Raw genomic sequence first — 14,947 nt, 5'->3', positions numbered from 1 at the left:
GAAAAGAGGCTCACTCCTGGTGAGCCAGCCAGAGGAGGGCACCTTTGATGAAGGGCCAGTTGCTCTTGATGTACTTGAAGTTGTAGCTGTCGCTGAGGGCCTTGCTTGAGCCGTAGGCAACTATTCTGCCGGTGCCAAGATCAACGGCGGCCGCGATAACCGGGTTGGTGCCCTTTATCCTGACGACCTTTCCGTCGGCATCGACTGAGTAGCTGGTGTCGTAGCCTTTGATGAGCCACACCGCGGTGCCGCCTATTGTGAGGGTGTTGCCGTTGTAGTACATCGTCCAGTCGTCTGGCACGAACTTCATGACCGGGTGTGCCTTGTTGTATACTCCAACGAACGGATAGTAAGGCCTGCCGCTGTTCTGGTCGTCGTCCATGAGCTCGTCCGGGTTGAAGGTTATTCCATAGTCACCGACGATCTCGTTGAAGTTCTCGACGTTGGCGTACTTGTACCATTCGCCCGCTATTAACAGGCCTCCGCCGTTCTCGACGTACTTTTTGATGCTCTCAATCTCGGCGGGCGTAAAGTCGTCCTTCGGGTCGGTGAGTATCACAACGTCGTACTCCTTGAGTAGGTCGTATGTGAGCGGGAGCTGGTTTATCTCCACCTCCCAGCCGAGCTCGCTCTGTATCTTGTCCACGAGGTAGCTGACACCGGCTTCGTTAATGTAGTACTGCCCATGGGAGGCATCGATAAGCACCTTGGGGATCGTTATGGTAATGTTCATGGCGGGTGTCTGCTGGCTGGCGTTCTGGGTTGTGTTGGTTGGAACTCCCGCGGTCTCATTGTCAGGGATTGCCCCGGTTTCAGTTTCATTTCCCGGTTCTTGCATCTGCTGAGCGGCCTTTATTTCCTCCAAGGCCCTCTGAAGGTGGGGCAGGAGGAACTGGATTTCCTCCTTGACATCCTCGCCAAGGAACAGCGCCTTACGCAGGTGTATCATGGCGGGGAGGTAGAACCCAGTCTTATCAGCGCGGTTCTTGAACTGCTCGTAGAGCGAGTACTCTTCCATAACCTTAGACATGCTGTCGTTTACCCAGTTAATCTTGTCCGCGACGTCGCTGTCGAAGGATACCCCGTAGCTGACGAGCTCTGAGACCGTGTTGGTGAAGTTCTCGTAGAGATTCTCAAGGTCTGAGAGCCTGGAATCGTACTGGCGGCTATAATACATCGTCAGGCCGTAGGAGATGGCGTTGGGGTTAGGTTTGTAAACCTCGATATCACCGGAATCCCGGGGTTCTATTTTGAAGTTGCCATAGGAGTACCACACAATACCCCTAATGTAAACATACTTGGAGCGGTGGCCAGGGGAGTAATCGTAGAGCTTGTCGTCTATCCTAACCGGGCCGGTTCCGTCGTCAACCTCCCATTCGCCGTGACCGAGGTCTGGATTAATGACCCTAACGTCCCTAACCTCGACGAGAACACTCTCCCACTGCTCCTGGGAGACGTTCCCAGTTGGAAGAACAACCGGATCCGGAACCTCCGCTGTTCCAAGAACCTCTATTGCCCTCTGATCACTAGAGGTATCCGCGTAGTTAATCTCTGTGAAGTCATCGTATTCTTTAACCATTGCCTGGACACTAACGTAGTCTCCAACATTAACTGAGGGAGTGCTCCTGGTGTAGACCCAGACGCCGCTCCAGGGGCCAGAGCCATTCTGAATCGCAAAGCCGTATGATGCAACGAAGGTAACAACACCGGTTGTTTTGACGACCTGGCCAGCGTATGGCGAGGAAGAGGCCTCACCCTGTATCTCCTGGATGGATACAGTGGGAATCTCTGATACTTCATATGTTATCTCAAGATACGGCTTGGTACTGTAGGTGGTCTCTTTTGAATTATAGGTTATACGTTCAGTGAGGTCACCCTCCGCATCAGACATTAAAACAAAACTCACTATTTTGTCGCTGTTAAACTCGGATTGGACAAAAGAGGTAACGTCCCATACAGACCAATGCTTGCCATCGGTGCCAACTAGGTCTTTGTCCAGTAGTGTTCCTGGATTTGGCTTGGTGTTCCATGTTATGCTGGTTTCACTCCAAGAATCATCGTCCACAGAACAAACGCTTATATTAACAGGGGTACCATAGGCACCATAATAGGTGTACACATAAAGACGAGCACTTGTTATCACAGCCCCCTCAGGAAGTCCCGAGAGGTCAAACTTCAGGTAGGAGCGATAATTGGAGCCATCACTGTAATAGGTTCCCACATAAAGACGAGACTCGGTTCCATAATTTGTGTCCGGACTTGCGTCATTGACGTATGCATCATCCGTTGGGGACAATTCTACCGTGGCTTGAACAGCATTCGCAGGCTTTATGGCCCATCCCGGTACCAAACTCAAAACCAAAATCAATGCTATTATCAACGCCCATCTTTTCATATAGACCACCCAAAGAAGAAGGGCATTGGAGTATAAATAAGTTTTTCCACAAATTGTCGATCTCTATTATCACCCAAGGTGTTCATCAACACCCATAAAGGCTAAAAAGCGTGCAGATACCAATTAAAGAGGTGGTTAAAATGTCCATCACAACCAAAACAGGGGATAAGGGTCTAACCGGTCTCTTCACCGGCGACCGCGTGGCAAAGTACTCGCCGATAATGGAGGCAAACGGAAACATAGACGAGCTCGACAGCTTCCTGGGGGAGGCCAAGCATTATGTACCCGAGGAGATGGCGGGGATTCTCGAGAGGATACAGGTTCACCTCTACGACCTGATGGCGGAGATAGCGAGCAAGGGAAAGTACGCAAAAGTTGGCGATGAGGAAGTTAGATGGCTTGAAGGACTTATTCATAAATATGAAGAAGAAGTCCAGCTTAGGGCCTTCGTCCTCCCGGGTTCAACCATCGCGAGTGCCAAGCTCGATGTCTGCCGCGCGGTGGCCAGGAGAACGGAGAGGAGCGTTGCAAGGCTCGTGCTCGACTATGGCTTTGGTCAAAACGCTCTCGTCTACCTAAACAGGCTCAGCGACCTGCTCTTCATAATGGCAAGGGCCGTTGAGAAGAGGGAGGGGAAGATGAAGGAAGTCAAGTAACCTCTTCGCTTTCCCCGTATTTCTGCTCCTTGAGCAGAACCTCCCGATACCTGGCCCAGAAATATGCGACGACAACCGCCATGCCCGCCCAGATGGCCACGGTAACCTCCCAGGCAGGGAATCTGTCGAGGAGCGGCCCGACGGCGAGCAGACCGAGCGGGCTTGAGAGGTGCATCAGGACGGCCATTGCCGACATAACCCTGCCCCTGAGCTCGCTCGGTATCGCGCGCTGTATCTTCGAATTGATGGGCACGTCTATGAAGGCCTCTATGCTGCCCCATAGGATGTTTATCCCCGCGAGGAAAAAGAACGCCTCGTTTCTCCCCAGGCCGGAGAGGGGACTTATCGCCCACGTGAAGGCGAGTATCATCACCCCGTCCAGGAGGAGGGTGTGGAAAAGGTACCTCCCTGCCTTCTTCCCGAATTTAATCGCTATCAGGCCGTTTCCGATGAGCGCCCCTCCCATGAAGGCGCTCTGCAGAAGACCGAACTGGTAGCTCGAGAACTTCAGCACTTCTCTGTAGGAGTACGGCATGATTACGGCCCCAAAGGGCTGACCGAGGGCTATCATAAAGAGGGCGAAGAACATAAGGGTCGAGAGATATCTGTTAGAGCGGAGAAAGCCGATGCCCTCTTTGAGGTCCTCGATAACCTGGGAAAAGCTCTCCAATTCCTTCGTACGCCACTCGTACCTTATCAGTATCTCAAACAGTCCCGAGCCAAAGAAGCTGACCGCGTTGATGAGGATGGCCAGCTTGATGCCTCCGACGGCGTAAATAAACCCTCCGAGGGCAGGGCCGACGAGACGGGCGAGTATGGTGAACGACGAGACCGTGGAGTTGGCCTTCTCGAGTTCATCGGGTTCCACAAGGTCGGGAAACATCGCTCCCGTCCCTGCCGAGAAGAACGCCCCCATGGAGGCCATGATCACCTGGACGACCAGAAGCTGGTAGATGCCCAGGAGGTCGAACGCGATGACGCAGAAGAGAAGGGCTCCCCTCGCAAGATCAAAGCCGACCATCAGGTGCTTTCGGTTGTAACGGTCGCCCACCACACCGGCGAAGGGCATGATTATGAGGACCGGTATCATCTCGGCGAGGATGAAAACAGTCATCATCGAGCCGCTGTGGGTCTGGTCAAGGACGTAGAGGGGCAGTGCAACGTCCTGCACCGCCCAGCCGAGCTGACTTATGAAGCGGCCGACCGCAAAGAGCCAGAAGTTCCTATTGAGGCTCACGGCACCACCTCCGCAGTTTCTGAACCGATGTTTATAACGGTTTCCCTAAAGCGGAGGTAATAATACATGGCTATCAGCACGCTTGGGACGGTGAGGGCGAGGATTATTACAGTGGTTCCTGCGACGTCGAGGAGGGGTCCAACGAGGGCCATGCCCAGCGGGGTCGTTGCCATCATTATTGTCTCAAAGGCAGTGAAGAAGCGCGAACGCACGTCATCGGGAACCGCCTTCTGGAGCTTCGTGAAGAGCGGGATGTTAACCAGGGTGTTGAAGAGCCCTATCAGGCCGATTATTCCCAGTAGGGATGGATAAGCCAGTTCTCCTAGGATGGAGCGCGTCACGAAGGCGAGGCCCGTCAGGCAGAGGAGCTGGGCAAACAGTGCCCCGAAGAGGAAATCCTCGGATTTCTCACCGAGCTTCAAAGCGATGAGCATGTTTCCGGCTAGAGCGCCGAGGGTGGCGGCGGTTTCGACGCTGCCGAACTTGACGGCAGAGAGACCCAGCTCAATCCTGGCGAGGTAGGGAAGAACTACCGCGAACACCGGGTTGAGGAGGGTGTTGAGCAGTATCCCAAAGCTCACGAGCACCATGAGGTTTCTTGAGTTCTTCATGAAGCGGAAGCCCTCGAGCATGTCGTCCCAGACTTCGCGGATGCTTGAGAGCTCCCGCGTTTCCCTGTGGTACTCGATCAGAATTTCAAACAGCCCAGAGCCGAAGAAGCTGACCGCGTTTATGAGGATAGCAAGCCGCAAGCCCCCGAAGGCGTAGATTAGCCCACCGAGGATCGGGCCGAGTATCCTGAGTATTTGACCGCCGCTCTGCAGTATCGAGTTCGCCCTCGCCAGCTGCTCTCTCTCCACCAGGTCGGGGAACATCCCGACTATGCCGGCCGAGAAGAACGCTCCCATAACGCTCATCACCATCTGAACTACTAAGAGCTGGTATATCCCCAGCAGGTTGAACCCTATGACCGCGAAGAGGAGGACTCCCCTCGCTATATCGAGGCCGTACATGAGCTTCTTCCTGTCGTAGCGGTCGCCTATCACTCCGGCTATGGGGTTCACCAGCAGTCTCGGAACCAGCTCGGCCATTATGAAGAGGCTCATCATCGCCCCGCTGCCGGTCTGGTCGAGCACGTAAAGTGGAACCGCGACGTCCTGCACGACCCATCCGGCCTGTGATATCCACCTGCCCACGGTGTAGAGCCAGAAGTTCCGGCCCATCCCCCGGAAATTCTCGAACATCTCCACTAACCCCCATGTCTCTCTAACTTAATTACCGAATTAAATAATTGAAGAATTAAAGAATCAAATCAGCTCGACCCTCACGTCGCCGTTCACAGTGCTGGCCTTGACCTCAAACGAACCCGTCCCTATAACAGGGTCGTCCAGGTCTATGCCGACCAATTTGACGTCTCCATTAACTCTCTTGCTGACTATCTTGGCATCGCAGAACTCGGTCAGGCGAAGCACGATGTCTCCGTTGACGCAGCTTACCTCGACGTCCCCCTCAAGCTCCTCGATGGTAAGCTCGATTTCCCCGTTCACGGTGGAGGCCTTCAGAGGGCCGGCAACCGTTAGATGGGCCCTTACCTCACCGTTCACGGTGCTAAGCTTTTCGGCCTCGCAGTCCTTCAGGTCTATCTCGCCGTTTACCGTCGTGACGTCCTCAAAGCGCACGCCCCTGGCCTTAAGCTCGCCGTTCACGTTCTTCGCATTTATCAGGACCCTCCGCGGAACCTTCACCTCTATCTCCGCCCAGCCGCTCTCCCTGAGCAGGTTCAGGAACCTTTTCTTCGGTTCTTCCATGATGATTAGCCCGCTCCCCTTCTGCTCGACGGTGACCTCCACCTCGCCGTAGACGGTGTAGTTCACCTCGGCGTAGTCGTTTTCCCAGCCCTCTATCTCGATCCGGCCGTTGGTGGCCTTTATATCAACTTCCCGGACGTTTTCAAATATCATATCAAACCCTCCAGCGGATGAAGTTCAAAATCGAAAAGGGGCCTCTCGTGCCCCGTCTTCTTTTCGCAGCCTTCCTTTCCTTCATCAGGGATCGTGATGGCGTTTGAGGCCTTTGGGATTACTGCAGTCTCCATCTCGCTCACCCCAGGTAGGCAGTCAGTTCGTCGAGGAGCTCCTTCACGCGTCTGTTGAGCAGGGTTCTGTCTATGCCGAGGCCCTCTATCAGTTCGGCGCTCTGCTCCTCCACTATCTCCTTCGCCTTCCTGACCACCAGCCTGTAGGCGTCGCCGTTCTCTATGGTGTACATTCTGCCCCCGGTCCTTATCCGAACCGTGCCGTCTCTGGCGGAGATTACGACGTCCTCGATGCGTATCTTGGCCCTTTCCCTGCCGACGCTGACCGAGACGTCGCCCGAGCGCAGGGACACGGTTTCGCCCAGGCTGAGGCTCTCGCTTCCGCTCCTGTACACGACCCTCTCCCCATCGACCTCGATGGAATACTCGTCGGTCTGGATCTTCAGCCTCTCGCCGACCTTGGTGAGCTGGAAACCGTTGCGGAGTTCCCTGATGGTCAGCATGTCCTCCGGGGGCATCTCAGGGTTGCCCTCGCGGAACCTCATCGGACCTATCTTAACCTCTTCGCCGCCTGGCGTCTCTATGATCTCGATGAAGGGCAGCTTTACGTACTCGAAGCCCTCCCCCTCGTAGGCCTTGATGAAGCCCAGGTCAACCACGCTGTCCCTCTTGCCCTTCTGATAGAGCCTGTCCGGGTTCACAAGGTCGTTCACCCTCAAGACGAAGCCTGGATCCGCGGAGGTCTTCCGCCCGGCTATCTTCTCCTCGGTCCACACGATGACCGGGCTGAGGAGCCTCTTCGTTACCCTACCGAGCGGCGTATCGGCCTCGACCGTGACCTCGCCGTCTACGACCCAACCGACCTTCTTCCTCCCGAACTTCACGGGATAAGCCTTGCCGGTTCCCTTGAGCTTCACCTCGCCGAAATCGGCGCCTTCGAACTCGTAGGCCTTGCCTTCAACTTTGATGTCGAGCCTCTTCTCATCGAACTTCGCCAGCAGGATTCCCGCTATGACGAGGACGACGGCATATGCGAATGCCGTTCCCGCGTAGTCGTGGAGCGTCTCTGACATTCCCAGCCACTGTCCAAAGAACAGAAATATGCTCGTCCAGAAGAAGCCCTTGGCCAGGGCAAAGACTATTCCGCTTACCGTCACCCCGAACCACTTGCCCACCGCGAGCAGCTCGAAGGCGAACAGGAGCGCCACGATGGCGTAGACCAGCTGGTCGTTGTAGGCCTCAAGCCTCAGTGGCCCCTTGAACAGCCATGCGATGAGCAGTATCGCCGTGAGGGCTTTGAGGTACTCCGCTATCCTGAACCTTGGGCCTTCGTGCGGGACGGCCCGATACTTCCAGCTAAAACTCATTCTTCCACCTCCTCAAGGGCAGTTATTATCTCAAGCAAGCGCAAAAAGAGACGTCCGTCGGGCGATATTTCGTATCCTTCTCCCTTTCTCACCATCCGGGTTTTCACCAGGAGCTTCAGGTGGTGGGAAACGGTGGGGCTTTCCACCCCAAGGGCATCCTTTATCTCCTTGAATCCCATGGGCCCCTCGGAGAGCATCTTCAGAATCCTTATCCTGTCAGGGTTGGCGAGGGCCTTGAGGGTTTTGGCTGCCCTCTCCTCGTCTATCTCGGGCAGGCTTCCGCCTTCGAGCTTTCTCCTGAGACGGGCCTTTATCGAGAGCATGACCTCATCAACGGGGTCAATGCTTTCCTCTAGCACCTCCAGCCTTTTCTTCAGCTCTTCGAGCTGAATCTTCAGGTCGTTCTCCATGGTACCACCAGGTACAGATTTTTGTAGTACATTTTTCTGTACCCAACTAGCGCGCTAGGTATATAAAAGTTTATCGGTTGGTGGTCGCACGAGGTAAGCGCCGCCCTAAATCCGAGGAGGATGAAAGAAGAGAAAAGCGAGGAAATCAATTCTCCGCCGAAAGTTCGGCTTCTATAGTCTTTATTTCCTCGTCCAGTATGTCGCGTATCTTCTTGAGGAGTCCCAGGTACTCAATCACGGTCTCTCTGTCCATAACCTTTCTCTCCCCCATCTCCTCGAGCTTCTTCTTCAGGGCTTCGTGATAGTTGATGGAGGTGTACAGAACCCGAAGGGCCAGTTCATTGGAAGTTTTTAGATAATCGAGGCCCTTTTCAGTTAGGCTGTATTTCACACGCCTCACCCTGCCCCGGTACTCCTCGCGGGGCTCCAGAAGACCCTCGTCGACCATCTTGTTGAGTATCGTGTACAGGTTGCTGTGGCTGGGCTTCCAGAGGCCGATGGCTAGCTTCTCAAGCTCCTTCAGTATTTCGTAGCCATGTGCCTCTCCCTTTAGGCCAACTATGGCCAGGATTATGTTCTTCAGCGGGACCGTGAAGAGGCCCTTGATTATCTTCCGCTCAACGTCCTCCCCCATTGTCACCACCCATAGTCGAAGGTTGAACCACAATCCTTATAAACGCTTCTCTCAACGACATGTCGAACTTTGACATGTTTGAATTCATCATGTTGATGAGCGACAATGGTGGTGGAGATGGCTTGGAACGAGTGGATAGTGAAGCACGCAAAGGCCATCGTGGCCCTCTGGATTATCGTGGTCATAGCCGCGATGCCCCTTGCGGCAAAGATGAACGACCTCACCAACTACAGCATGGACCAGTTCCTGCCCAAGGACGTGGAATCCGTCAAGGTGCAGGAAACCCTCACAGAAGAGTTCCCTGAGTTCGCGACCAGCGACAACCAGACGTACATGATAGTGAGCGGAGTGGACGTGAACGACCCCGCGACGCGGGATGCCTATGAGCGCTTCAAGGCCGAGGCAAGGCCCTACGGCTCGAATTTCACCTCCTACTACGATGCCGTTGATATGCTCCACAACAAGTCCTATGAGATAGCGCTCAACCTCACCAAAACGACCGCCAACCTAACCGGAATCTTCTATGGCTCGGCAATCAACGCCAGCAGCACTTACGGAACCCTTCTTTCTCAGATTGAGAACCTCAGCGTTCAGGTTGAAACCCTCAACGAAACCGTCCCCCAGCTTGCAGGGGCCTACTTCGCGCTCGAGGCCAACCTGAGCGTTCTCTACAACCAGAGTCTCACCCTCCGGCAAGCGCTCAACCAGACGGATTTGGCCTACGTTGAACTCCACGGAAACCTCACCAGCGCAAGCGAGCAGTTGAGAACGCTGAACTCCACGATAGCTGGCCTTAACGTGGGCCTCTACAACCTGAGTGATAGCTACGCGAGAACTTACCTCGGAACGATAGGAGCCTACGACGCCCTCGTTCAGGCTGGAGCCTACGAGAGGGGCCTTGATGGGGCAACGGCGCAGGCGATAGCCACCCAGCTCGGCGTTCCCGCCGAGTTCGTTTACGCGGTTTACAACGCCACCTACCCGGCCTACTCTGTCTACGGGGCCAGTACAATAACCGACGGCTTCCTGGCCAATGTCACCAGGGCGATGGTTCTCGGCAAGATAAACGACCCAATGCAGAGGAACCTCGCGGAGGCATACTCGGTTGCCTTCTACAGGGGAGTTGTGGCGTTTGACGAGCAGGCGGGCAGTGATTACGCCCTCATTCAGCTCGGCGAGAACGCGGTTAGGCCCGTTGATGAGATAGCAAGCAACGCCCTCAAAAACCTCCCGCTCGTCATCGAAGGGGCTGGGGGAAGCTACGAGGTTCCAGGTTTCGGTGAGATCCCCGCCAGCACGCTGGCCCACATCGTCAACGTCTCGATAGGCCTTGGAAAGAACCCGAGCGCTTCAGCGGTCGAGAACGCGACAATCGAGGTCGCGAAGGCCCTCATGACTGGAAGCCCTCTCCTCGAAATGCCCAACGCCGACGAGATACTCAGAACCCTTCTTACCCACGGGCCGACTGGAGAACTTGAGAGCAATCTCCTCGCAGGTGCTCTAAAGGAGAAACTGCCCGGGGAGCAGAAGGTCCTTGCAGAGCCGATAGTCAAGACCGTTGTGGGATTCGACACCAACGCGACCGGAGTTCTGGCCAAGGACCCGGCCCTGCTGAAGGAGGCAACCGTCTCGCTGCTCGCCAAGATTATAAAGGAAAGGGGCGTTGAGATCCCAGAGAACGTCATAAGCGAGGTCTACGACTCCCGTGGGGATGTCGTCCCGATTGCGAGGGAGATTCTGATTCAAAAGACCTCCGAGGAGGTCGGGAGCGAGGAGGTTGCCGAAACCATCGTCGATGCGGTTCTTAAGAACCCTGAGGAACTCGCAGCGGGAGTCGGGGTAGAGGGGGCAGTCAAGGAGATAATCACGAGCCTGGCCGGAGACGTCCCGATAGACCTCGGCAAAGCTGTGGACGATGTTTACGCCGGCAGAAGTCCAGAGGAGATAGCCTACAGCCTGTTTGGGCAGGGGGTTGATGAGAAGCTCGCCAACGTCAGCGCGCCGGAGGACGTCAAGGAAACGCTGAAGGAGCTAATGCTGACCGTTGCCAGGGACTACCCGATGAGCGACTCCGGCATAGAGACCCTCGTGAAGGAGAAAACGGTGAAGCTCGTCGAGAAGTTCGTGGGGGAGATTAACCTCGGAGTTCCGCTCCACATAAACGCGACCGAGCTTGTGAACATCGCCTTCGAATTCAGGGACGACCCGGATAGGATAACGAAGGAAGAGGTCAAACCAATAGAGGAGCAGGTTTACCCGTCCATTTACAGCCTCGCAAAGAGCTACATCGGCATGCTCAAGAGCCCGGACAACACGACGATGCTCATCCTGTTTACCCCGAAGGGGCTTGAGGGTGTCAGCGACCTCGAAAAGCAGAGCAGGGTTCGGTACGGGAATTCGATCAAAGCGAAGGAAATAGCCGTGAAGGAGTTCGGAACGGTCTCGCCGAAAGTCGAGGTATACGTGACCGGAACGCCCATTCAGACCTACGAGGCCATTAAATACGGCAAGGAGGACAACGACAAGACTACGAAGTTCAGCATCGTCGGGGCGCTCCTCGTGCTCCTTATCCTGATGGGGGTGGCGCTGCTAGCGACGCTCCTGCCCTTCACCGGCGTCGCAACGGCAACCCTCACGGCGCTGGGAATCCTCTACCTGCTCGCAAAGGGTGACTATCTGGACGTCGGGAGCTGGGCCCAGATGCTGACCGTCACGACGGCGCTTGGCCTCGGAATAGACTACTCAACCTACTATCTCCATCGCTTCAAGGAGTACCTGGCGGAAGGCTACGACCACAGCAGGGCGGCGAGTGAGGCGCTGAAGAGGGCAAAGGACGCGGTTCTGGCCAGCGCATCAACCGACATCATAGCCTTCGCGAGCTTCATCCTGGCCTGGGAGTTCCCGATATTCAAGACCATCGGCATGATAGCACCCCTGGCGGTCATCGTAGTCCTCCTCGCCAGCTTGACGTTCATTCCGGCGATAACCGTTCTCATAGGCGACAAACCGGCCTTCTGGTGGCCGGGGCACATCGAGCATCACATCGAGAGTGTGGATATCCACGAGAGGAGCAGAATCGCGGAGTGGGCCGTCAAGCACGCCAAAGTGGTTGTCCTCATAGCGCTCCTCGTGGCAGTTCCGGCGGCCTACAACTTTGTCAACTTCAACGGAACCCACGACATAAAGCTGTTCATCCCCAAGGACAGCGAGACCTACAACTTCCTCCAGCTCAGCGAGAGCACGGTCGGTGCGGGCGTTACCTCCCCGACCTACGTCGTGGTCGACCTCGGACACCCAGTTGGCGACGGCGACCTCAAGACCATCAACGAGCTCGCGGACAGGATATCAGCGGTTGACGGCGTCGAGTACGTCTATACCCTCGCCCGCCCCTACGGAAGGCAGGTGAACGTCAGCGTGGACGAGCTGAAGAGCCTTGGCGGAAACCGCTACATCTCGGAAGACGGCACCAAAGTGCTGATACAGGTTACCGGGAAGTACGAGGCCACCGACGACCGCTCCAAGGACATGGTGAGGGAGATAAGGGATATAGTGAAAGACGAGGAGAAGTCAGGAGCAATAAAGTCCGGAATGGTTGGCGGAAGCACTGCACTGGCGCTCGACCTCAGCGACCTCATCAACGACGTCTTCTGGCACAGAATCTTCCCGGTGGCGCTCCTGCTGATGTTCCTGTCCCTCATACCGACACTCAAGGGACTGCCAGCGGTTATAACCACCATAGGCACCATAGCGGTCGGCGTGCTCCTCAGCATAACCGTCTCCAGCTGGCTCTTCGAGAGGGTCTTCGGCCAGCAGGTCATGTGGTTCCTGCCCATGATGGTCTTCATAGTGCTCATGGGTGTGGGCATAGACTACAACAGCTTCTACCTGGTCAAAGCCAGGGACGAGTTCGAGCGCAGGAGCGCTAGGGACGCGCTGGTGGTCGCCGCCGGAACGATGGACACGCTGGTCGTCGGCCTCGCCGCTGTGCTGGCGGTAACCTACGGCTCGCTGATGACTGGAGCAACGTGGGGAATAAGGGAGATAGGCTTCGCACTGGCCATCGGAGTGCTGCTGACTGCCACAGCGGCGGTTTACTTCATCGGCCCGGCCACGATGGCTCTCTTCGGTGAAAAGGCCTGGTGGCCCCTGCACAAGACGAAGAAGGAGTGAGCCTCAACCCCTGCTTTTATTTTTCAAGTTCTGCCCCAACCCCCTTTCATTTTTTCGTACTCGACAGACTTTTAAACGCTGAACCCCAGGTTTAAGCATGAACATCGCCGAGATGCTCGCCCTCATAGCGGTCGGCTACGTCCTCAAGAGGCTGGTCAAATCGGAGAAGCCCTTCGACTACCTCCGAATCCTGGTGAACGACTTTCTCCTCGCCCTGTTCATCTTCGGAAACGTGGCGAGCAAGGACCTGAACTACCTCCTGAGCATAAAGACCGTCTTCCTCTACGTCTTCCTGATAATCGCGATAAGCCTTGGGTTTTCGTACATCTACGGCCGCGTCGTCCTTAAAAACGACCCCTGGGCCGGTGCGCTGATGGTTCTCTCGGTCTACCCCAACACGGCCGCCCTTGGCTTCCCGATAGCGAGCCTCTTCCTCGATGACATAACGCCCGCGATACTCTACTCCACGACCAACTCGATGATAGTCATCCCAATCGTCACCTTCATAGCGGCCCACTACTCCAGCGGAGGCGCGAACGTTAAGGACAGCTTCCTGAAGGCGCTGAAGTTTCCGCCGACGGTGGCGAACCTCTTCGCCCTTGCACTCGTCATAGCCGGCGTTCGGATTCCGAGCCAAATCCTTGAGCCGATAAGAACCGTCGGCTGGCTCAGCATACCCCTGCTCATTATCTACTTCGGCTCGCGGATAACGCTGAGGAGCTTCGACTGGCGCAAGCTCGCGGAGGTCGGGGCCTTTCGGATAGCGATTCCCTTCACCTTCGTTTTCCTTACCCTTCGCTGGGCGGCTCCGGGCGTCTTCTACTCGGTCCTCGTCGAGGCCTCGATGCCCCCAGCTATAGCGGCCAACGCGATTCTAGCCCAGTACCGCCTGAAGGCAGAGGAGGCGATAAGCGTCACCTTCGTGCTGACCCTGCTCGTCATAGGACTCTTCATGGTTCTCAAAGCCTTCCTGTGAGGATGACCTCTTCCCCGCTCTGAAGGACAGGGAGGAGGTCAGCCCGATGAGGCATTCACTATCAAGCTCCTTCCAGAACATGAGGTGTACCTCTCATCGGGCAATATGAAACACCTCCGCGGGATTTTCGGACTCTGACCGATGCCCTTTTTAACCCTTCGACATTTCTTTTAACGGTGGTCATGATGGAAAGAATGATCGAGATTCTCAGGGAGATTCTGGAGATCCCGTCCCCGACGGGCTACACGAAAGAGGTTATGGCCTACATAGCAGGACTTCTCAACGAAAACGGCGTGAAAACCTACTTCACCAACAAGGGTGCCCTGATAGCGGGCAACCATCCGGAGCCGGAGCTGGTTGTGGCGGCCCACGTTGACACCCTCGGCGCGATGGTTAAAGGAATCCTGCCAAACGGACACCTGAGCTTCACGAGAGTAGGCGGCCTGCACCTTCCGGCCTTCGAGGGCGAGTACTGCACGATAATCACCCGCTCGGGGAAGAAGTACCGCGGAACGCTCCTTCTCAAGAACCCCAGCGTCCACGTGAACAGGGAAGCTGGAAAGAAGGAGCGCAAGGAGGAGAACATGTACATCCGCCTGGATGAGCTCGTCGAGAAGAAGGAAGATACAGAGAAGCTCGGCATAAGACCGGGTGACTTCATAGCCTTCGACCCGAAGTTCGAGTACGTCAATGGCTTCGTCAAGGCCCACTTTCTCGACGACAAGGCCAGCGCCGCGGTGATGATAGACCTGATGCTCGATTTGGGTGCCGAGGCCCTTGAAAAGCTCCCGGTGGCGTTCTTCTTCTCGCCCTACGAGGAGGTCGGACACGGGGGCGCGGGCGGTTATCCACCGAGCATGAAGGAGCTCCTCGTCGTCGACATGGGCGTCGTTGGCGATGGCGTCACGGGTAAGGAAACCGCGGTATCGATAGCGGCCAAGGACTCAAGCGGCCCGTACGACTACGAGATGACGACGAAACTCATCGAGCTGGCCGAGAAGCACGAGATCCCCCACGTCGTTGATGTATTCCCCTACTACGGCTCCGACGGCTCGGCGGCGCTCAGG

General features: G+C 55.9%; 13 protein-coding genes. 4 read left to right on the top strand and 9 right to left on the bottom strand.

What is annotated here, in order from left to right; genetic code table 11:
- Window positions 1-10: 10 nt before the first annotated feature.
- Window positions 11-2,296, bottom strand: a complete 2,286-nt coding sequence (locus APY94_RS10715; protein ID WP_245610465.1) for a CBM96 family carbohydrate-binding protein — start codon at window positions 2,294-2,296, stop codon at window positions 11-13.
- Window positions 2,280-2,468 (bottom strand): hypothetical protein, encoded by a 189-nt coding sequence (locus APY94_RS13720; RefSeq protein WP_245610467.1) that lies wholly within the window; start codon window positions 2,466-2,468, stop codon window positions 2,280-2,282. The genes APY94_RS10715 and APY94_RS13720 overlap by 17 nt, the downstream gene beginning before the upstream one ends.
- A gap of 67 nt (window positions 2,469-2,535) precedes the next feature.
- Between APY94_RS13720 and APY94_RS10710 the strand changes: the two genes are divergently transcribed.
- Window positions 2,536-3,051 carry a cob(I)yrinic acid a,c-diamide adenosyltransferase gene (locus APY94_RS10710; RefSeq protein ID WP_058939622.1) on the top strand — a complete coding sequence of 172 codons (516 nt, stop codon included), beginning with the start codon at window positions 2,536-2,538 and terminating at the stop codon, window positions 3,049-3,051.
- On the opposite strand, the gene APY94_RS10705 is transcribed toward APY94_RS10710, so the two are convergent.
- From APY94_RS10705 to APY94_RS10680, 7 genes are all read right to left on the bottom strand, one after another.
- Complete coding sequence (locus tag APY94_RS10705; RefSeq protein ID WP_058939621.1) at window positions 3,044-4,288, bottom strand: MFS transporter; 1,245 nt, start codon at window positions 4,286-4,288, stop codon at window positions 3,044-3,046. The two genes, APY94_RS10710 and APY94_RS10705, sit on opposite strands and share 8 nt — an antisense overlap.
- Window positions 4,285-5,532 (bottom strand): MFS transporter, encoded by a 1,248-nt coding sequence (locus APY94_RS10700; RefSeq protein WP_058939620.1) that lies wholly within the window; start codon window positions 5,530-5,532, stop codon window positions 4,285-4,287. Before APY94_RS10700 ends, APY94_RS10705 begins: the two co-directional genes overlap by 4 nt.
- A gap of 63 nt (window positions 5,533-5,595) precedes the next feature.
- The gene (locus tag APY94_RS10695) at window positions 5,596-6,249 is read right to left on the bottom strand and encodes a DUF4097 family beta strand repeat-containing protein (protein WP_058939619.1); all 654 of its coding nucleotides are present in this window, start codon (window positions 6,247-6,249) and stop codon (window positions 5,596-5,598) included.
- Window positions 6,246-6,383 (bottom strand): hypothetical protein, encoded by a 138-nt coding sequence (locus tag APY94_RS13255; RefSeq protein WP_157065532.1) that lies wholly within the window; start codon window positions 6,381-6,383, stop codon window positions 6,246-6,248. Before APY94_RS13255 ends, APY94_RS10695 begins: the two co-directional genes overlap by 4 nt.
- Window positions 6,384-6,388: 5 nt before the next feature.
- Window positions 6,389-7,690, bottom strand: a complete 1,302-nt coding sequence (locus APY94_RS10690) for a hypothetical protein (protein ID WP_058939618.1) — start codon at window positions 7,688-7,690, stop codon at window positions 6,389-6,391.
- Window positions 7,687-8,100 carry an ArsR/SmtB family transcription factor gene (locus APY94_RS10685; protein ID WP_058939617.1) on the bottom strand — a complete coding sequence of 138 codons (414 nt, stop codon included), beginning with the start codon at window positions 8,098-8,100 and terminating at the stop codon, window positions 7,687-7,689. The genes APY94_RS10690 and APY94_RS10685 overlap by 4 nt, the downstream gene beginning before the upstream one ends.
- 145 nt (window positions 8,101-8,245) lie before the next feature.
- Window positions 8,246-8,734: a PadR family transcriptional regulator gene (locus APY94_RS10680; protein ID WP_058939616.1), complete on the bottom strand. Its 489-nt coding sequence runs from the start codon at window positions 8,732-8,734 to the stop codon at window positions 8,246-8,248.
- A 117-nt stretch (window positions 8,735-8,851) separates the two neighbouring features.
- Between APY94_RS10680 and APY94_RS10675 the strand changes: the two genes are divergently transcribed.
- The 3 genes from APY94_RS10675 to APY94_RS10665 all read left to right on the top strand — a co-directional run.
- Window positions 8,852-12,904 (top strand): MMPL family transporter, encoded by a 4,053-nt coding sequence (locus tag APY94_RS10675; RefSeq protein ID WP_058939615.1) that lies wholly within the window; start codon window positions 8,852-8,854, stop codon window positions 12,902-12,904.
- Between the two features lie 97 nt (window positions 12,905-13,001).
- Entirely contained in the window at window positions 13,002-13,880 is an 879-nt protein-coding gene (locus APY94_RS10670; protein WP_058939614.1) for an AEC family transporter, read from the top strand.
- Between the two features lie 185 nt (window positions 13,881-14,065).
- Window positions 14,066-14,947 (top strand): M42 family metallopeptidase (locus APY94_RS10665; RefSeq protein ID WP_058939613.1); only part of this gene is annotated, 882 nt, incomplete at its 3' end.

The sequence above is a fragment of the Thermococcus celericrescens genome (assembly GCF_001484195.1).
GTDB lineage: Archaea > Methanobacteriota_B > Thermococci > Thermococcales > Thermococcaceae > Thermococcus > Thermococcus celericrescens.
Note: the sequence above shows the minus strand (reverse complement) of the source record. Positions and strands in the feature narration are given on the sequence as shown.